This is a genomic window from Streptomyces thermospinosisporus (assembly GCF_039526425.1).
In the GTDB taxonomy this organism is placed as follows: domain Bacteria; phylum Actinomycetota; class Actinomycetes; order Streptomycetales; family Streptomycetaceae; genus Streptomyces; species Streptomyces thermocarboxydovorans.
The window spans coordinates 1-18,063 of record NZ_BAAAIZ010000062.1; the positions used below are offsets into that span (position 1 = coordinate 1).

Consider the following 18,063-nt stretch of genomic DNA (forward strand, 5'->3'; position numbering starts at 1 on the left):
CCGGGCGGGGCGGGCGGGGCCGCGGGGCCGATCGGACGAACCACCATTCGGCCGGAGGCCCTTGGCCGGGGGTGGCCTTCGGCCGGGGCAGGGCTCGGCGGGGCAGGGCTCGGCCGGAGCATCGCCCGGCGGGTCAGGCGGAACCGCGGGGCGGCTGGACGGACCGCCGGGCGGGACCGCGGGGCGGCTGCACGGACCGCCGGGCGGGACCGCCATCGGCCCGCGCAGCGCTCGGCCGACCCGGCCCGAGCAGCCATCGGTCGCATCGGGGCTCGGCCCGGAGCATCGGCCGGCGGGAGCGCCGCTCGGCGGCGCGGTGTTTACGGGCGGGCCAGCGTGCGCCCGCCGGCCGCGAGCCCTTCGGGGCCGCGGGCCGGCGCCCGGTGAGGCCGTGGTCGGCGGGCAGCGGTCCCCGATGAGGCCGTGGTCGGCGGGCAGCGGTCCCCGATGAGGCCGTGGTCGGCGGGCAGCGGTCCCCGATGAGGCCGTGGTCGGCGGGCAGCGGTCCCCGGTGAGGCCGTGGTCGGCGGGCAGCGGTCCCCGGTGAGGCCGTGGTCGGCGGGCAGCGGTCCCCGGTGAGGCCGTGGGGTCGGCGGGCAGCGGTCCCCGGTTGGTCAGGCGTTGTTGCCGGTGGCGAGTTCGCGGCTGCGGTCGCGGGCTGCTTCGAGGGCGGCGATCAGGGCGGCGCGGACGCCGTGGTTCTCGAGTTCGCGGATGGCGTTGATGGTGGTGCCCGCGGGGGAGGTGACGTTCTCGCGGAGGGTCACCGGGTGCTGGCCGCTGTCGCGGAGCATGATGGCGGCGCCGATCGCGGACTGGACGATCAGGTCGTGGGCCTTGTCGCGGGGCAGGCCCAGCAGGATGCCGGCGTCGGTCATGGCTTCGACCAGGTAGAAGAAGTACGCCGGGCCGGAGCCGGAGAGGGCGGTGCAGGCGTCCTGCTGGCTCTCGGGGACGCGGAGGGTCTTGCCGACGGCGCCGAAGATCTCCTCGGCGTGGGCGAGGTGTTCGGCGGTGGCGTGGCTGCCGGCGGAGATGACCGACATGGCCTCGTCGACCAGGGCGGGGGTGTTGGTCATGACGCGGACCACAGGGGTGCCCGCGGCGAGCCGCTCCTCGAAGTAGGCGGTCGGGATGCCGGCGGCGCCGCTGATGACCAGGCGGTCGGCGGGGACGTGCGGGGCGAGCTCGTCGAGGAGGGCGCCCATGTCCTGCGGCTTGACCGTGAGGATCAGGGTGTCGGCGGTCTTGGCGGCTTCCTGGTTGGAGACCGGGGTGACGCCGTAGCGGGTGCGGAGCTCCTCGGCCCGCTCCCGGCGGCGGGCGGTGACCAGGAGGTCGGCGGGGGCCCAGCCGGCGCGGATCATTCCGCTGAGCAGGGCTTCGCCGATCTTGCCGGTGCCGAGGACTGCGACTTTCTGGGTCATGGCTGCGGGTGCCCTCCGGGGGTGTGCGATGTCCTGTTTCATCCTCCCACCCGGACGGTGCGGGGCGGGCCGGTGTCCGGCAGGCGGGACGGTGGGGCGGCTGTGGTCACCGGCCCGCTGGGACACCGCCGGCTGCGGCACCGGCCCGCTCCCCCGCCCGTTACGGAGTCCGGCGGCGCAGGGTGGCCGCTCCGAGGCCGAGGACCAGCAGGGCGCAGCCGGCGACGATCAGCACGTCGCGGACGAAGGTGGCGGTCATGTCGGTGTGCCTGAGCACCTCGTTCATGCCGTCGACGGCGTAGGACATGGGCAGGACGTTCGAGATGCCCTCCAGGACGGGATGCATGTTGTCGCGCGGGGTGAACAGGCCGCACAGGAGCAGCTGGGGGAAGATCACGGCCGGCATGAACTGCACCGCCTGGAACTCCGAGGCCGCGAAGGCCGAGACGAACAGACCGAGGGCCGTGCCGAGCAGCGCGTCGAGCAGGGCGACGAGGAGCAGCAGCCAGGCGCTGCCGGTGACATCCAGGTCCAGGAACCACAGGGCGAGGCCGGTGGCGAGGGCGGACTGGACGATCGCGAGGGTGCCGAAGGCGAGGGCGTAGCCGGCGATCACGTCCCCCTTGCCCAGCGGCATGGCCAGCAGGCGTTCGAGGGTGCCCGAGGTGCGTTCGCGCAGGGTGGCGATGGAGGTCACCAGGAACATCGTGATCAGCGGGAAGATGCCGAGCAGGCTGGCGCCGATGCTGTCGAAGGTGCGCGGGCTGCCGTCGAAGACGTAGCGGAGCAGGAAGAGCATCAGGCAGGGCACCAGCAGCATCAGGGCGATGGTGCGGGGGTCGTGGCGGAGCTGGCCCAGCACCCGGCGGGCGGTGGCGGTGGTGCGGGAGAGGTTGAGGGCGCCGATCGGGGCGGCGGGGGCGCTCGCGGTCGTGGGGGTGCTGGTGCTCATGAGGTGGTCTCCTTGGCGCGGCCCGCGGCGATCGCCGCGTCGACGAGGTGCAGGAAGGCCGCTTCGACGGTGTCGGCTCCGGTGCGGTCGCGGAGGGCGTCGGGGGTGTCGTCCGCGAGGAGCTCGCCGGCGCGCATCAGGAGCAGGCGGTGGCAGCGCTCGGCCTCGTCCATGACGTGCGAGGAGATCAGCAGCGTGGTGCCGCGCTCGGCGGCGATGTCGTGGAAGAGCTGCCAGAGGTCGCGGCGCAGCACGGGGTCGAGGCCGACGGTGGGCTCGTCGAGGACGAGCAGCTCGGGGGTGCCGAGGAGGGCGACGGCGAGGGAGACGCGGCTGCGCTGCCCGCCGGAGAGGTTGCCGGCGAGGGCGTCGGCGTGGCTGGTGAGGTCGACGTCGGCGATGGCGCGGGTGACGCTCTCGCGGCGCAGGCCGGCGGCGGCGCGGCCGGGGTGGAGGATCGCGGCGAAGTAGTCGAGGTTCTGGCGGACGGTCAGGTCGTCGTAGACGGACGGGGCCTGGGTGACGTAGCCGATGCGGGCGCGCAGGGAGGGGTGTCCGGCGGGGCGGCCGAGGACGTCCAGGGTGCCGGTGACCTTGGCCTGGGTGCCGACGATGGCGCGCATCAGGGTCGACTTGCCGCAGCCGGAGGGGCCGAGGAGGCCGGTGATCTGGCCGCGCGGGACGGTGAAGCCGAGGTTGCGCAGGACGGTCCGGGAGCCTCGGACGACGGCGAGGTCCTGGGCGCGCACGGCCGGGGGGTCCGGGTCCGGGCGGCGGGGCGGCTCGGAGGAGTAATTCACCATGTGATGAATAATCCTCTCGAGGGTGCGGTCCGTCAAGCGGCCGGTCGTCGGTCTTGGATTCAGGGATTCAGGGATTCAGGGATTGAGGGATTCAGGGATTGAGGGACTCCGGGGTCCCGGGGGTTCCGGGTCACTGGGGCCTGGGGTTCCGGGATCGGCGGCGGCGCATACGGCACAGGTGCGTACGGCACTGGCGCAACGGCACAGGGCGGCGACCTTCCGCAGGTGGCACGGGTGTGCGGTCACCGACGGCAGGTCGCCGCCCGGTCTGAGGTTTGCCGCCCTGTGTGAGGGTCTGCTGCGCAGGCGGGGTGGTGGAAGGCGCCCCGCTCAGGCGCGGCGGCGCTTCTTCGGGTTGCCCGAGCGGCGGGAGATGCGCTTCTCGTACTGGGCGCGGGCGGCCTCGTACTCCTCGCGGTGGAGCTTCTCGCCGGGCGCCTCGGTGAGGGAGCGGAAGAAGTAGGCGAGGAGGGAGCCGACGAAGCCGATGCTCAGCATGCCGCGCAGGGCGGACTGGCGGGCCGGGTCGTGGCGGCGGGTGAAGCCCTCCCAGGTGTGCCGGAAGGCGAGCGCGCTGCACACGGCGAACATCACCACCAGCAGCAGATCGACGAAGCTGCCGACCTGGGCGATCTGCAGGCCCTGGTAGGCGATGCGCAGCACGAAGCAGGCGGCGGCAGCGGCGGCCAGGGAGCCGGCGGAGACGCCGATCCGGCGGGCGAGGTAGCCGCGGCCGTGGTCGACCCAGGTCGTTCCGAAGAAACGGAGGGGCTCGGGCCGGGGGCCGCCGGTGGTGTCCGGGGTGCCCGCGGCGCGGTCCGGGGTGCCGTTCACTGCGCTCACGCATCGATTATGGCGCCGGCCGGGCCGCGGGCCCCCGCGGGATCAGGAGCAGCGCGAGGTCACATAGCCGTCGCTGCCGGTCTTCACATAGGCGTCCGAGACGTACTCGCCGTTGCCGATGTTGTCCCAGATCTTGCTGGTGCCGTAGGGGCCGGTCACCGTGGTGCCGGGCCGCTGGCAGTGGATCGGGACCTTGGCGCCCACCGGCAGCACGCGCACGATGCGGTAGCTCGTGCCCGGACCGCTGCGGACGTTCAGCCGGACGCCCGGTGCCACCGGGTAGGAGCGGACGGCCGCCGCCGTCGTGGTGACGGCCTCCTCGGTGCGCGGCCCGGCCTCTTCGATGCGGTCGGCAGACATGTCGTTCCTCCCCCGTCGAGCCCCATGACTGCCATGGGATCACGTTCATTCCCCTGGATCACGGGACGAAACACGCGTTCGCATCTCGCACGCGAAGGCTACAACTCCCCACAAGCCCCCTCGGTCTCGTACGTCTCATCGACTAGGCTCCGTGATTCGCGCGCGCGGACGAAGAGCACGGGGGTGGTTCCATGGCGCCACAGCGGAACGCCGGAGCGGGCGCGGAAGCGGAACTTCCTGAGTACGCCGGTCACTACCGGCTGGAGTCACGGCTGGGCTCCGGCGGCATGGGCGTGGTGCATCTGGCGCGCAGCACCTCGGGTCTGAAGCTCGCGGTGAAGGTCGTGCACGCGGAGTTCGCGCGGGATCCGGAGTTCCGGGGGCGGTTCCGGCAGGAGGTCGCGGCGGCGCGGCGGGTGAGCGGTGCCTTCACCGCACCGGTCGTGGACGCCGACCCGGAGGCCGAACGGCCGTGGATGGCCACGCTGTTCATCCCGGGGCCGACGCTCGCCGAGCAGGTGAAGCAGCACGGGCCGATGCCGGCGTCCCAGCTGCGCCGGCTGATGGCCGGCCTTGCGGAGGCGCTGCGTGACATCCACCGGGTGGGTGTGGTGCACCGGGACCTCAAGCCGAGCAATGTGCTTCTGGCCGAGGACGGGCCGAAGGTCATCGACTTCGGCATCTCCCGGCCCAGCGACAGCGAACTGCGCACCGAGACGGGCAAGTTGATCGGCACTCCGCCGTTCATGGCGCCCGAGCAGTTCCGCAGCCCCCGCGAGGTGGGCCCCGCCGCCGACATCTTCGCCCTGGGTTCCGTCCTGGTGCACGCGGCGACCGGGCGGGGGCCGTTCGACTCCGATAGCCCCTACATCGTCGCCTACCAGGTGGTGCACGACGAGCCGGATCTGACGGGCGTGCCGGACGACCTGGCGCCGCTGGTGCTCCGATGCCTGGCCAAGGAGCCCCAGGACCGGCCGGCTCCCGACGAGCTGATGCGTGAACTGCGGTCGGTCGCGGCCTCGTACGACACCCAGACGTTCATTCCGCCGCAGCGGACGGGGACGGCCGCTCCCGTAAAGCAGTCCGAGGAGCCCGCGGAGGAGCCCTCCCACGGACCCGCCGAAGGCCCCGCACCCGCCGAGCTCGCCGAGAAGCCCGGCGAGAAGCCCGCCGCTCAGCCCGCCGCCCCCGAGGCGGACCGTCGCCCCGCCCGGCGTCCCGGGCGGAAGGCCGCTCTGGGGGCCGGGGCGCTGGCGCTCGCGCTGGCCGGCGGACTCGCCTCACTCCAGCTCTTCGCGGGTGAGAACGAGACCCCCGAGAAGACCGCCTCACGCACCAGCGCGGCGGCCTTCACCCCCTGGGATGCGGCCCCGACCGGCGAGCAGGGCTTCGCCCAGTGCTCCCACGGGGCGGGACGGCTGCTGTGCACGCACGCGGGGACGGTCCTCGCGCTCGACCCGGACGACGGGGACGTGCTGTGGCGGCGCCCGGTGCGGAACGAACCGAGCGGCCCGCCGGCCCTCTCGGGCGGGCTCGTCCACCCCTTGCTCACCCTGCGCCGGGGCCTGGTGGCGCTGGACCCCGCGTCGGGGAAGCCGAAGTGGCGGCAGGAGGCCGCCGTGCACGACACCGGCGTGTTCGCCGGGGACACGCTGCTGCTCACGGGCGCGGACGGCACGGTCACCGCCCTCGACAGCGCGTCCGGGGAGAAGCGCTGGAGCCGGTCGCTGCCGGGTCACACGGCGCCGGTGCTGCTGCACTCGTTCCCCGGGGACCCGCTGGCGTACGCGGTCAGCACGTCCCTCGGCAGCAGGCACACCCGGGTCACGGCCCTCGGTCCGCTGAACGGCGAGGTGCGCTGGGAGGCTCGGATGGCCGGGTCGCTGAGCCCGGTCGGGACGGCGGACGGGGCGATGGTGTTCCTCGCCGTCGACACCGTTGACGGGAAGGCACAGGCCGTGGTCCGCTACGAGCCCGGCACCCGCAGGACGCGCCGAGCGGCTCTGCCCGTCCCCTTGGAGCAGCCGCAGGGGATGGTCCGGAGCGGCACCGCCTACCTCTCGGGCGCCGGCGGCAGGATCGTGGCCTTCGACACGGGCGCGCTGCGGCAGCGGTGGAGCCTGGAGACCGGCGCGGTCCGCACCTCGGTGCCGGCCGCCGACGAGCGGTATGTGTACGTCACCGCGCCCGACGGACGGCTGCTCGCCGTGGACGCGAGGGCGGGGCGGCTGGCCGGACAGACCGCGGCGCGGCTCGGGAAGCACGGGGACCGGGTGCCCGCGTCGCTGCCGGCGCCGGTGGTCGGGGGCGGGCGGGTGTATGCCGCTGCGCCGGACGGGACCGTGTTCGCCGTGGACGGGCGTAACCCGGCGGGCTGGTAGGCGATCGACCAGGACGTCACGGCGGGCCGAGGAAACGGGTGAGGGCCGCCGCCGTGAGGTCGTGAGATCACGGGGCGGCCCTCGGCCGTGTGTGTCGTCGTCGTGGCTTCCGGCTGCGGGTCAGCCCGGCTTGGGCCGGCTTGGGGTCTGCTTGGGGTCGGCTTGGGTCAGCCCAGCTTGGAGATGTCCCGGACCGCGCCCTTGTCGGCGCTCGTCGCCATGGCCGCGTAGGCCTTCAGCGCCGCGGACACCTTGCGGTCGCGGTTCTTCGGCGCGTAACGGCCGTTCAGGGCCTGCTCGCGGCGGGCGAGTTCGGCGCTGTCGACGAGGAGCTCGATGGAGCGGTTGGGGATGTCGATGCGGATGCGGTCGCCGTCCTCGACCAGGGCGATGGTGCCGCCGGAGGCCGCCTCCGGGGAGGCGTGGCCGATGGACAGGCCGGAGGTGCCGCCGGAGAAGCGGCCGTCGGTGATCAGGGCGCAGGCTTTGCCCAGGCCGCGGCTCTTCAGGTACGAGGTCGGGTAGAGCATCTCCTGCATGCCGGGGCCGCCCTTGGGGCCCTCGTAGCGGATGACGACGACGTCGCCCTCCTTGACCTGCTTGGTGAGGATCTTCTCGACGGCCTCCTCCTGCGACTCGCAGACCACCGCCGGGCCCTCGAAGGTCCAGATGGACTCGTCGACGCCGGCCGTCTTCACCACGCAGCCGTCGACGGCGAGGTTGCCGCGCAGCACGGCGAGGCCGCCGTCCTTGGAGTAGGCGTGCTCGACCGAGCGGATGCAGCCGTTCTCGGCGTCCTCGTCGAGCGACTCCCAGCGCTCGGACTGGGAGAAGGCCTCGGCGGAGCGGACGCAGCCGGGGGCCGCGTGCCACAGCTCCACGGCCTCCGCCGACGGGGAGCCGCCGCGCACGTCCCAGGTCTTCAGCCAGTCGGCCAGCGACGGGCTGTGGACGGAGTGCACGTCCTCGTTGAGCAGGCCCGCGCGGTGCAGTTCGCCGAGGAGGGCGGGGATGCCGCCGGCGCGGTGCACGTCCTCCATGTAGTACGTGCGGTCCTTGGCGACGTTCGGGGCGACCTTGGCCAGGCAGGGCACGCGGCGGGAGAGGGCGTCGATCTCGCTGAGCCCGAAGGGGACGCCCGCCTCCTGGGCGGCCGCCAGCAGGTGCAGGATCGTGTTGGTGGAGCCGCCCATGGCGATGTCCAGGGCCATGGCGTTCTCGAAGGCCTGGAAGGTGGCGATGCTGCGCGGCAGGACCGACTCGTCGTCCTGCTCGTAGTAGCGGCGGGTGAGGTCCATCACCGTGTGGGCCGCGCGGACGTAGAGGTCCTTGCGGGCGGTGTGGGTGGCGAGGACCGAGCCGTTGCCGGGGAGGGACAGGCCCATCGCCTCGGTCAGGCAGTTCATCGAGTTGGCGGTGAACATGCCCGAACAGGAGCCGCAGGTGGGGCAGGCGTTCTCCTCGATGCGCAGCACGTCCGCGTCGGAGACCTTCTCGTTGGCGGCCTCGACCATGGCGTCGACCAGGTCCAGTGTGCGGACCGTGCCGTCGACCAGGGTGGCGCGGCCGGACTCCATCGGGCCGCCGGAGACGAACACCGTGGGGATGTTCAGGCGCAGGGCCGCGTTGAGCATGCCCGGGGTGATCTTGTCGCAGTTGGAGATGCAGATGAGGGCGTCGGCGCGGTGGGCCTCGACCATGTACTCCACGCTGTCCGCGATCAGGTCGCGGGACGGGAGCGAGTACAGCATGCCGCCGTGGCCCATCGCGATGCCGTCGTCCACGGCGATGGTGTTGAACTCGCGGGGGATGCCGCCGGCCTCCTTCACCGCCTCGCTGACGATGCGGCCGACCGGGGCCAGGTGGGTGTGGCCGGGCACGAACTCGGTGAAGCTGTTGGCGACGGCGACGATCGGCTTCCGCCCGATGTCCGCACCGGGTACACCCGAGGCACGCATAAGGGCGCGGGCGCCCGCCATGTTGCGGCCGTGGGTGACTGTGCGGGACCTCAGTTCGGGCATCGTCGCTCGCTCCTTCAGACCTTCTTCGAAGAGTGCGGACCGGACAGGTCCGGCTGTGTCGAGCGTACGCTGGTCATCCAGAGGGCGGGACAAGGTGTCCGGAATGCGGGATGCGTATCTCAGTTCCCCCCGGTCCCCGGGGTCTCGGTGTCTCCGGTCCCCCGGGCTCGGTGTCTCCGGTCCCCCGGGCTCGGTGTCTCCGGTCCCCCGGGCTCGGTGCCTCCGGTCCCCCGGGCTCGGTGCCTCCGGTCCCCCGGGCTCGGTGCCTCCGTCCCCGGGGCTGGGTTCCCCGGGTCCCCCGGCGCCGGCGGTCCCGCGTCCGCCGCGCCGGCGTTCAGGGCCCGGTGAGGTGCCCCTGCACCACGGGGGCCACGCGCCGGATGATCTGCTCCGGGTCCGCCGAGGCCAGCGGCTCCACCTTGATCACATAGCGGATCATCGCGACGCCGACGAGCTGCGCCGCGGCCAGCTCGGCGCGCAGCTCCGCGTCCGGCAGGTCGACCCGGGCGGCGATGTGGCGCAGCAGCTGGCCGGCGACCAGGCGGCGGAAGACGGCGGCCGCGGTCTCGTTGTTCACGGCCGAGCGGACAATGGCCAGCAGCGGGGCCCGGGTCACCGGGTTCTCCCAGAGGCCGAGCAGGATCCGGGTCATCCGCTCGCCGGCCTCCTCGAGGGGGCCGGTGACCACCGCGTCCCGCATCGCCAGGGCGGGCGCGAAGGCGACCTCCACCGCGGCCTCGAACACCTGCTCCTTGGTGCCGAAGTAGTGGTGCACCAGCGCGGAGTCCACACCGGCGGCCTTGGCGATACCCCGTACGGACGCCTTCTCGTAACCGCGTTCGGAGAAGACCTCGCGGGCCGCGTCGAGGATGCGGTCGCGGGTGTCGGCGGACTCGGTGCGCGGGGGGCGTCCGCGGCGGCGGGCCGCTCCCTTGGCGCCGGCGGGCGGGTCCGCGTCGCCGCCGGGCGCGGTGAGGCCGGTCACGAGTGCGGCACCCCTGCCGGTGAGGAGGCGGAGGCCAGGTGCAGGCGGGTGAAGGCCAGCGCCTCCGCCAGGTCGGCCTCGCGCTCGGCTCTGGACATGGCGCGGCGGGTGTTGACCTCGATCACCACATGGCCGTCGAAGCCGGTGCGGCCGAGGTGCTCCAGTACTTCGGCGCAGGGCTGGGTGCCGCGGCCGGGGACCAGGTGCTCGTCCTTGGCGGATCCGCGGCCGTCGGCGAGGTGGACATGACCGAGGCGGTCGCCCATGCGGTCCAGCATCTGCAGGGCGTCGGTGCGGGCGGTCGCGGCGTGGCTGAGGTCGATGGTGAAGTGGCGGTAGTCGTCCTTGGTGACGTCCCAGTCGGGGGCGTAGGCGAGCATCTCGCGGTCGCGGTAGCGCCAGGGGTACATGTTCTCCACGGCGAACTTCACATCCGTCTCGTTCGCCATCCGCCAGATGCCCTCCACGAAACCCCGGGAGTACTGCCGCTGCCAGCGGAACGGGGGATGCACCACGACGGTGCTCGCGCCCAGCTTCTCGGCGGCCGCCTGCGCCCGCTGGAGCTTGGTCCACGGGTCGGTGGACCACACCCGCTGGGTGATGAGCAGGCAGGGGGCGTGCACGGCGAGGATCGGGATGCGGTGGTAGTCGCTGAGCCGCCGCAGCGCCTCGATGTCCTGGCTGACCGGGTCGGTCCACACCATGACCTCGACGCCGTCGTATCCGAGCCGCGCCGCGATCTCGAAGGCCGTCGCCGTGGACTCCGGATAGACGGAGGCCGTCGACAGGGCGACCTTCGCATCCGGGACGCGCACGAGGGGCTTGGCCATGAGGGACAGGTTACGGGGTGGCATCGGGTGGGGGCCGGGCGCCCGATCGCCCTTGTGGCGGATGCCATACGGGCTCGTCCTCGGGCCGGCCACCCCCTGCTCCAAGGTCCGTCTGACGTGATCCAGGGGGGCGCAGGCCGTGATCCAACAGGTCGCTCGCCGTGATCCGACGGGCCGTTGAGCCGGAACCCACGGGTGGGGGGGACCTGATGCAGCGGGCCGCCGGGCCGATTCCGGTCGCGGGAATCGGTCCAACGGGCCTCCAGCCTTTGATCCAACGGCCGCCGGCCTTGCCTCCGGCAGGCCGCGAGCCATGACACGGTGGGCGCGCTGCCGGCCATGAGCCGGCAGCGCGCCCACCGTGATCCATGGGGCCGACCCGGGCCTGAGCCCCCGGGTCGTGCGGGACCCGATCCAGCGGGCCGCCGGTCCTGGCCGGCAGGTCATGAGACCGGGTCCACGGGGCCCCGCCTTTGATCCAGTGATCCAGCAGGCCGCCAACCGTGATCCTCACGGGCCGAGCGACCGTGATCCGACGGGCCGCCGGCCCGGGTCCCGAGGACCTGATCCCGACGGGCCTCCGGCCGTTGATCCGCCGGGCCTCCCGCCGTTGCCCGGCCGGGCCGCCGGCCTCGCCCCTCGGCGGCCCAGCAGCCCAGCGGTCCTAGCCCTGATCCATGTGGTCCAGGCGCCGCAGGATCACGCCCTCGCGGAGGGCCCACGGGCAGATTTCCAGGCGTTCCACGCCGAAGAGGTCCATCGCGGCCTCCGCGACCAGGGCGCCCGCGAGCAGCTGGCCGGCCCGGGCCTCGGAGACGCCGGGGAGCTCGGCGCGCTCGGCGGCGGTCATCCCGGACAGCCGCGGCACCCAGTTCTCCAGGGACTCCCGCTTCAGCTCGCGCTGCACGTACGGCCCCTCGGCGGAGCGGGCGGCGCCGGCGAGCCGGGCGAGCTGCTTGAAGGTCTTGGAGGTGGCCACCACGTGGTCGGGGGCGCCCAGGCGGCTGAAGTCGCCGACGGTGCGGGCGATCTCGGTGCGCACATGGCGGCGCAGGGCACGGACGTCGTCCGGTGCGGGCGGGTCGCCGGGCAGCCAGGCGGCGGTGAGGCGGCCGGCGCCCAGCGGCAGCGACACCGCGGCGTCGGGCTCCTCGTCCATGCCGTAGGCGATCTCCAGGGAGCCACCGCCGATGTCGACGACCAGCAGCTTGCCCGCGGACCAGCCGAACCAGCGGCGGGCGGCGAGGAAGGTCAGCCGGGCCTCCTCCTCACCGGTGAGCACCTGGAGCTCGACGCCGGTCTCCTGACGCACCCGGTCGAGCACCTCGTCGGCGTTGACCGCGTCGCGCACCGCGGAGGTGGCGAACGGCAGCAGGTCCTCGACGCCCTTGTCCTCCGCGGCGGTCAGGGCGTCCTGGATGACGGAGACCAGCCGCTCCACGCCGGCGGAGCCGATCGCCCCGTCGCCGTCGAGGAGCTGGGCGAGGCGGAGTTCCGCCTTGTGCGAGTGCGCGGGCAGCGGGCAGGCACCGGGGTGCGCGTCCACCACCAGCAGGTGCACCGTGTTCGAACCGACGTCGAGGACACCAAGTCTCATATACGGAACGCTACTGCCCACGGCGGTGCGGAGTCGCGGTCCGGGCGACTTACCCTGGACGGGTGCCAAAGACGAAAAAGGCGAAGGACGCGAAATCGCCCAAGAAGGACAAGCGAGCCCAGAAGACCGCGGCGCCTGCGGTTCCTGCGGCCGAGCCCCCCGTGGACGACGAGAAGGGGCTCGACTTCGCTCGCGCCTGGGTGGAGTTTCCTGATCCGGCGGACGACGAGCAGGTCTTCCGCTGCGATCTGACATGGCTGACCTCTCGCTGGAACTGCATCTTCGGCAGCGGCTGCCAGGGCATCCAGGCCGGCCGCGCGGACGACGGGTGCTGCACCCTGGGTGCCCACTTCTCGGACGAGGACGACGAGAAGCGGGTCGCCGAGCATGTGGCACGTCTCACACCGGACATCTGGCAGCACCACGCCGAGGGCACCAGGAACGGCTGGGTGTCCGTGGACGAGGACGGCGACCGCCAGACCCGCCCCTACCAGGGCTCCTGCATCTTCCAGAACCGGCCGGGCTTCCCCGGCGGCATGGGCTGCTCGCTGCACATCCTCGCCCTGAAGGAGGGCCGCGAGCCGCTGGAGACCAAGCCGGACGTGTGCTGGCAGCTGCCGATCCGGCGCACCTACGACTGGATCGACCGCCCCGACGACACCCGGGTACTGCAGGTGTCGATCGGCGAGTACGACCGGCGCGGCTGGGGGCCGGGCGGCCATGACCTGCACTGGTGGTGCACCTCGGCGACCTCGGCGCACGGCGCGGGCGAGCCGGTGTACGTCTCCTACCGGGCCGAACTGACCGAGCTGATGGGCAAGGCCGGCTACGACCGGCTGGTCGAGCTGTGCGAGGAGCGCCTGGCCTCGCAGCTGCCCCTGCTGGCACCCCACCCGGCGGACCCGCCGCTGGAGCCCGCGACCGATCCGGAGCAGAACACCGAGCCCCGGGACACCGAGTCGCGGAACACCGAGTCGCGGAACACCGAGTCGCGGGACACCGAGTCGCGGAACACCGACCCCCAAGCCTGATGCGGGGCCGTCGCCTCGTGCTCGCAGGGCCGCGACGGCGTCAGGGCGTCTGATCCGGGGTGCCGGCATCGTCCGACGGCGGCACCGGGTCCGTGGGGACGTCGTCGGCCGGATCGCCGGTGCCGGGCTCGGGGTCCGGGGAGGTCGCGGGCGGGTCGCTCGGTTCGGGCTCTTCGGGCTCCGAGGGCGAAGGGCTCGTCGGGTCCGGTTCCGGATCCGAGGAGGACGGCGGCGGGCTGCTGGGGGTGCCCGGGTGGGAGGCGCCCGGCCCGCCGGGGTGGCCGGGATGCGAGCCGGTCGGCGTCGAGGGGGCGGAGGGGCTGGGGACGGGGCCGTAGCCGTCGATGGTGACGACCACGCCCGCCGGGGCGATCGCCACCCGCGCGCTCCAGTGGCCGGACGGTTCGCGCAGCTGGTCGACGTACACCTTGATCGTCAGGGACTCGCCGGGCTGGAGCAGGCCCGAGGACTGGCTGAGGTAGAGCCAGGACGCCCCGGTCGACGCCGACCAGCGCACGGGGACGGTACCGGTGGCGGTGAGGGTGATCAGCGTGGTGTCGCCGCTGTGTCCGGCCGTGACGTCCAGCGCGGCCGCCCCCTGCTGCCCGGTGCCCGTGACGTCGACGACCTCCACGGACACGTCCGCCTTCGCGTCCTTGTCCTTCTCGCCGAAGCGCGCGCCGGGGTGGGTGCTGGCGTTGCCGGCGTTCTCGTAGCCGCCCGCTCCCTCGCCGTCCAGGTCGAAGGGGCCGTCCGCCTCCCGCGCGGAGGCCGAGCGGCCGTCCTGCGCCTCGCCCACGGGGGTGCCCCGGTAGGCGGCCCACAGGGCGAGCACCGGCGCGGCGACGACGGTGGCCACCACGGTCGTGGTGACCGCGCGGGCGCGCAGCCGGTCCCGGCGGGCCGCACGGTCCTTGGGGTCCATGGGGAAGCCGCGCCGGTCGAAGCGGGGTGCGGCGGTGCGCCCGCGCGGGTGGTACGCCATGGCGGCGTGCAGCGCCGTGGCGGGCGCGGGCAGCACGGGCAGGGCGTCGGGGGTGACCGTGGTGCCGGGCCAGCGGCCGGGGATGGCCCGCTCGGCGGTACGGCGGCAGCGGGGGCAGTCGTCGACGTGCCGGACCAGCTCGCGGCGCACGGCGCTGCTGAGCACCAACTGGTGGTCGCCGGTGAGATGCGCCACGCCCGGACAGCTGCCGGTCTCGACGACGGCGAGCGCCGCCCGGGTGCGCTCCACCTCGCAGGCCGCCGAGGCGAGCAGATCGTGCGCGGCGGCCGGTTCCATGCCGAGCACGGCGGCCACCTCGCCGGCGCCGAGCTTGTGCCGCACGGCCAGCTCCAGCGCCTCGCGCTGCTCCGGGGTGGTGCCGGCGGCCTCCGGCCACGCCAGCAGCGCCAGTTCGCGTCGGCGCTGCTCCTGGACCTCCTCGGAGACGGGCGGCGCGGAGGCGGTGCGGGCCGGGCGGGCCGTGCGCTGCCGGCCGGTACGGCCCGCGGCGTGCGTGGTCTGACGTTTCTGCTTGGCCTCGGTCAGTTTGCACAGGCAGGCCCAGCGGGCCAGCGCGTACAGCCAGGCCTTGCGCTCGCCGGGGGCGTCGGGGACGTGCCGGCCGCGGCGCTCGGCGACGGCGAGGACGTCGGCGAGGGCGGCGGTCGCCGCGTCGTGATCGCACAGCACGGACAGGCAGTAGGTGAACAGCCCGTCCAGGTACGGCTCGTACGGCGCGGGCGGCCGCTTCGCGAGTGCGCGAGCGGCCCCACGGTCACGCACCTCGCGGTGCGCCCGGTGTGCGCCGGTCGTGCGGGTCGAGGTCTCCGGGCCACTGCTCATCATTCGGCGACCGTAGGGGGCCTCGGGCGGCCCCTTCCGGAGGGCTGCGCTCTTTTAATCCATACGGGTGAAACGATCCCTCAATCGACGACGGAAACCTTGGCGCTCAACGGATGGGACGATTTTTCAGCCGGTTCCCGGCGCACTCCCGGCGCGTTTCCGGGCGCTCTTCCCACGTGTTCCCAGCGTGCGCCCGGGATGCCCTCCGTGCCGGGCGCATGAGTGCCGGACGCCGCCCGGGCACCGGGGCCGGACGCCGCCCGCTGTCAGAGGCGGCCTATACCTTGTGCGCATGGCTGCCCGCACCAAGACCACCAAGGACCGCCCGTCCTACCGCTGCACCGAGTGCGGCTGGCAGACGGCCAAGTGGCTCGGCCGCTGCCCCGAGTGCCAGGCCTGGGGCACCGTCGAGGAGTACGGCACGCCCGCGGTCCGGACGACCACGCCCGGCCGGGTCACCACCTCCGCCCTGCCCATCGGCCAGGTCGACGGGCGGCAGGCCGCCGCCCGCTCCACGGGCGTGCCGGAGCTGGACCGGGTGCTCGGCGGCGGGCTGGTCCCCGGCGCGGTGGTGCTGGTGGCGGGCGAGCCCGGCGTCGGCAAGTCCACGCTGCTGCTGGACGTCGCGGCCAAGTCGGCGAGCGAGGAGCACCGCACGCTGTATGTGACGGGCGAGGAGTCGGCGAGCCAGGTCCGGCTGCGCGCCGACCGCATCCACGCCATCGACGATCACCTCTACCTCGCCGCCGAGACGGATCTTGCCGCGGTGCTCGGCCACTTGGACGCGGTGAAGCCGTCGCTGCTGATCCTGGACTCCGTGCAGACGGTCGCCTCCCCGGAGATCGACGGCGCCCCGGGCGGCATGGCGCAGGTGCGCGAGGTGGCCGGGGCGCTGATCCGTGCCTCCAAGGAGCGCGGGATGTCCACGCTGCTGGTGGGGCATGTCACCAAGGACGGCGCGATCGCGGGCCCCCGCCTGCTGGAGCACCTGGTCGACGTCGTGCTGCACTTCGAGGGCGACCGGCACGCCCGGCTGCGCCTGGTCCGCGGCGTCAAGAACCGCTACGGCACCACCGACGAGGTCGGCTGCTTCGAACTGCACGACGAGGGCATCACGGGCCTTGCGGACCCGAGCGGACTTTTCCTGACCCGTCGTGACGAACCGGTCCCCGGCACCTGCCTGACGGTCACCCTCGAGGGCCGCCGCCCGCTGGTCGCCGAAGTGCAGGCGCTCACCGTCGACTCGCAGATCCCCTCCCCCCGGCGCACCACCTCCGGCCTGGAGACCTCACGTGTGTCGATGATGCTGGCGGTGCTGGAACAGCGCGGCCGGATCAGCGCCCTGGGCAAGAGGGACATCTACTCCGCGACGGTCGGCGGGGTGAAGCTCTCCGAGCCGGCCGCGGACCTGGCCGTGGCGCTCGCCCTGGCCTCCGCCGCCAGCGACACTCCGCTGCCGAAGAACCTGGTCGCGATCGGCGAGGTGGGACTCGCGGGCGAGGTGAGACGCGTCACGGGCGTGCAGCGCAGGCTCGCCGAGGCACACCGCCTGGGCTTCACACATGCCCTGGTGCCGGGCGATCCGGGCAGGATTCCGGCCGGTATGAAGGTTCTGGAAGTCGCGGACATAGGGGACGCTCTGCGCGTCCTTCCGCGCTCCCGTCGGCGAGAGGCCCCACGGGAGGCGGAGGACCGCCGGTAGACTTTGCCCAGGTCTCGCCCGTCCGTACGAACCGAGTGCGCGAAACGGGGGCGCCCCAGAACCTGCGACCGGAGGAGTGCAGTGGCAGCCAACGACCGGGCAGCAGCTCCCGGAAAGTCCGGCGGGAGTGCCGGTTCCGAGGGCCTGATGCGCGCCTCGCTGAGCGCCGTGGCACCCGGCACGGCGCTGCGTGACGGCCTGGAGCGGGTACTCCGCGGCAACACGGGCGGTCTGATCGTGCTCGGCTCCGACAAGACCGTCGAGGCGCTGTGCACGGGCGGTTTCGTCCTGGATGTCGAGTTCACCGCGACCCGGCTGCGCGAGCTGTGCAAGCTCGACGGCGGCATCGTGCTGTCCTCGGACCTGTCGAAGATCCTGCGGGCCGGCGTCCAGCTGGTTCCCGACCCCACCATCCCGACCGAGGAGACCGGCACCCGGCACCGCACCGCCGACCGGGTCTCCAAGCAGGTCGGCTTCCCGGTGGTCTCGGTCTCCCAGTCGATGCGCCTGATCGCCCTCTACGTGGACGGCCAGCGCCGTGTGCTGGAGGACTCCGCGGCGATCCTGTCCCGCGCCAACCAGGCGCTGGCCACCCTGGAGCGCTACAAGCTCCGCCTCGACGAGGTGGCCGGCACGCTGTCGGCGCTGGAGATCGAGGACCTGGTGACCGTCCGGGACGTCTCGGCGGTCGCCCAGCGCCTGGAGATGGTGCGCCGCATCGCCACCGAGATCGCCGAGTACGTGGTCGAGCTGGGCACCGACGGGCGGCTCCTCGCACTGCAGCTGGACGAGCTGATCGCCGGGGTCGAGCCCGAGCGCGAACTGGTCGTGCGGGACTACGTCCCCGAGCCCACGGCGAAGCGCTCCCGCACGGTCGAGGAGGCGCTGAACGAGCTGGACGCGCTCACCCATGCGGAGCTGCTCGAACTGCCGACGGTGGCGCGGGCGCTGGGGTACACGGGGTCGCCGGAGGCACTGGACTCCGCGGTGTCCCCGCGGGGCTTCCGGCTGCTGGCCAAGGTCCCGCGTCTGCCGGGGGCGATCATCGACCGGCTGGTCGAACACTTCGGTGGCCTGCAGAAGCTGCTGGCGGCGAGCGTCGATGATCTTCAGACGGTCGACGGAGTCGGCGAGGCGCGTGCGCGCAGCGTCCGCGAGGGCCTGTCGCGCCTCGCGGAGAGCTCAATTCTGGAGCGCTACGTCTAGGGGTGCATGCCCTTTCGTACGCGACTGCGGGTCATCGGTAGCTGATCGCGCAGTTCCCCGCGCCCCTGGGGTAGCTGCAGTCACCCCCTCCGCGACT

Annotated in this window: 13 protein-coding genes and 1 pseudogene; 4 read left to right on the forward strand and 10 right to left on the reverse strand. The window is 73.4% G+C overall.

Features of this window, described 5'->3' with window-relative positions; translation table 11 throughout:
* Window positions 1–614: 614 nt before the first annotated feature.
* From proC to ABD207_RS20215, 5 genes are all read right to left on the reverse strand, one after another.
* Entirely contained in the window at window positions 615–1,427 is an 813-nt protein-coding gene (gene proC / locus ABD207_RS20195) for a pyrroline-5-carboxylate reductase (RefSeq protein ID WP_344014506.1), read from the reverse strand.
* A gap of 160 nt (window positions 1,428–1,587) precedes the next feature.
* A complete protein-coding gene (locus tag ABD207_RS20200) occupies window positions 1,588–2,379 on the reverse strand; it encodes an ABC transporter permease (RefSeq protein ID WP_344014507.1) in 792 nt (263 codons plus the stop codon).
* The gene (locus ABD207_RS20205) at window positions 2,376–3,182 is read right to left on the reverse strand and encodes an ABC transporter ATP-binding protein (protein WP_344014508.1); all 807 of its coding nucleotides are present in this window, start codon (window positions 3,180–3,182) and stop codon (window positions 2,376–2,378) included. Before ABD207_RS20205 ends, ABD207_RS20200 begins: the two co-directional genes overlap by 4 nt.
* Window positions 3,183–3,512: 330 nt before the next feature.
* Complete coding sequence (locus ABD207_RS20210) at window positions 3,513–4,025, reverse strand: EamA/RhaT family transporter (RefSeq protein WP_344014509.1); 513 nt, start codon at window positions 4,023–4,025, stop codon at window positions 3,513–3,515.
* A 42-nt stretch (window positions 4,026–4,067) separates the two neighbouring features.
* Window positions 4,068–4,385 carry an SH3 domain-containing protein gene (locus ABD207_RS20215; protein ID WP_344014510.1) on the reverse strand — a complete coding sequence of 106 codons (318 nt, stop codon included), beginning with the start codon at window positions 4,383–4,385 and terminating at the stop codon, window positions 4,068–4,070.
* 191 nt (window positions 4,386–4,576) lie between these two features.
* Between ABD207_RS20215 and ABD207_RS20220 the strand changes: the two genes are divergently transcribed.
* On the forward strand, window positions 4,577–6,766 hold the full coding sequence (locus tag ABD207_RS20220; RefSeq protein WP_344014511.1) for a protein kinase domain-containing protein: 2,190 nt from the start codon (window positions 4,577–4,579) through the stop codon (window positions 6,764–6,766).
* 167 nt (window positions 6,767–6,933) lie between these two features.
* Here ABD207_RS20220 and ilvD read toward each other — a convergent pair whose 3' ends face one another.
* The 4 genes from ilvD to ABD207_RS20240 form a co-directional block, all read right to left on the reverse strand.
* Entirely contained in the window at window positions 6,934–8,787 is a 1,854-nt protein-coding gene (ilvD, locus tag ABD207_RS20225; RefSeq protein ID WP_344014512.1) for a dihydroxy-acid dehydratase, read from the reverse strand.
* Between the two features lie 334 nt (window positions 8,788–9,121).
* A complete protein-coding gene (locus tag ABD207_RS20230; RefSeq protein WP_344014513.1) occupies window positions 9,122–9,772 on the reverse strand; it encodes a TetR/AcrR family transcriptional regulator in 651 nt (216 codons plus the stop codon).
* The gene (locus ABD207_RS20235) at window positions 9,769–10,602 is read right to left on the reverse strand and encodes a sugar phosphate isomerase/epimerase family protein (RefSeq protein ID WP_344014514.1); all 834 of its coding nucleotides are present in this window, start codon (window positions 10,600–10,602) and stop codon (window positions 9,769–9,771) included. The genes ABD207_RS20230 and ABD207_RS20235 overlap by 4 nt, the downstream gene beginning before the upstream one ends.
* Window positions 10,603–11,266: 664 nt before the next feature.
* Window positions 11,267–12,199: a Ppx/GppA family phosphatase gene (locus ABD207_RS20240; RefSeq protein ID WP_344014515.1), complete on the reverse strand. Its 933-nt coding sequence runs from the start codon at window positions 12,197–12,199 to the stop codon at window positions 11,267–11,269.
* A gap of 62 nt (window positions 12,200–12,261) precedes the next feature.
* Here ABD207_RS20240 and ABD207_RS20245 point away from each other — a divergent pair.
* Window positions 12,262–13,104 (forward strand): annotated as a pseudogene (locus ABD207_RS20245) (DUF3109 family protein); the annotation flags it as partial.
* Between the two features lie 166 nt (window positions 13,105–13,270).
* Here the strand turns inward: ABD207_RS20245 and ABD207_RS20250 are convergent.
* Complete coding sequence (locus ABD207_RS20250) at window positions 13,271–15,061, reverse strand: BACON domain-containing protein (RefSeq protein ID WP_344014516.1); 1,791 nt, start codon at window positions 15,059–15,061, stop codon at window positions 13,271–13,273.
* A gap of 289 nt (window positions 15,062–15,350) precedes the next feature.
* On the opposite strand from ABD207_RS20250, the gene radA reads away from it, so the two are divergent.
* The gene (gene radA / locus ABD207_RS20255) at window positions 15,351–16,760 is read left to right on the forward strand and encodes a DNA repair protein RadA (protein WP_344014517.1); all 1,410 of its coding nucleotides are present in this window, start codon (window positions 15,351–15,353) and stop codon (window positions 16,758–16,760) included.
* Between the two features lie 81 nt (window positions 16,761–16,841).
* A complete protein-coding gene (disA, locus tag ABD207_RS20260) occupies window positions 16,842–17,966 on the forward strand; it encodes a DNA integrity scanning diadenylate cyclase DisA (RefSeq protein ID WP_167998592.1) in 1,125 nt (374 codons plus the stop codon).
* Window positions 17,967–18,063: the final 97 nt, after the last annotated feature.

Bases quoted from the DNA above. Each gene is read 5' to 3' on its own strand.
- proC (WP_344014506.1), bottom strand. From the start codon at position 1,427: ATGACCCAGAAAGTCGCAGTCCTCGGCACCGGCAAGATCGGCGAAGCC.
- ABD207_RS20200 (WP_344014507.1), bottom strand. From the start codon at position 2,379: ATGAGCACCAGCACCCCCACGACCGCGAGCGCCCCCGCCGCCCCGATC.
- ABD207_RS20205 (WP_344014508.1), bottom strand. From the start codon at position 3,182: ATGGTGAATTACTCCTCCGAGCCGCCCCGCCGCCCGGACCCGGACCCC.
- ABD207_RS20215 (WP_344014510.1), bottom strand. From the start codon at position 4,385: ATGTCTGCCGACCGCATCGAAGAGGCCGGGCCGCGCACCGAGGAGGCC.
- ABD207_RS20220 (WP_344014511.1), top strand. From the start codon at position 4,577: ATGGCGCCACAGCGGAACGCCGGAGCGGGCGCGGAAGCGGAACTTCCT.
- ilvD (WP_344014512.1), bottom strand. From the start codon at position 8,787: ATGCCCGAACTGAGGTCCCGCACAGTCACCCACGGCCGCAACATGGCG.
- ABD207_RS20235 (WP_344014514.1), bottom strand. From the start codon at position 10,602: ATGGCCAAGCCCCTCGTGCGCGTCCCGGATGCGAAGGTCGCCCTGTCG.
- ABD207_RS20240 (WP_344014515.1), bottom strand. From the start codon at position 12,199: ATGAGACTTGGTGTCCTCGACGTCGGTTCGAACACGGTGCACCTGCTG.
- ABD207_RS20250 (WP_344014516.1), bottom strand. From the start codon at position 15,061: ATGATGAGCAGTGGCCCGGAGACCTCGACCCGCACGACCGGCGCACAC.
- radA (WP_344014517.1), top strand. From the start codon at position 15,351: ATGGCTGCCCGCACCAAGACCACCAAGGACCGCCCGTCCTACCGCTGC.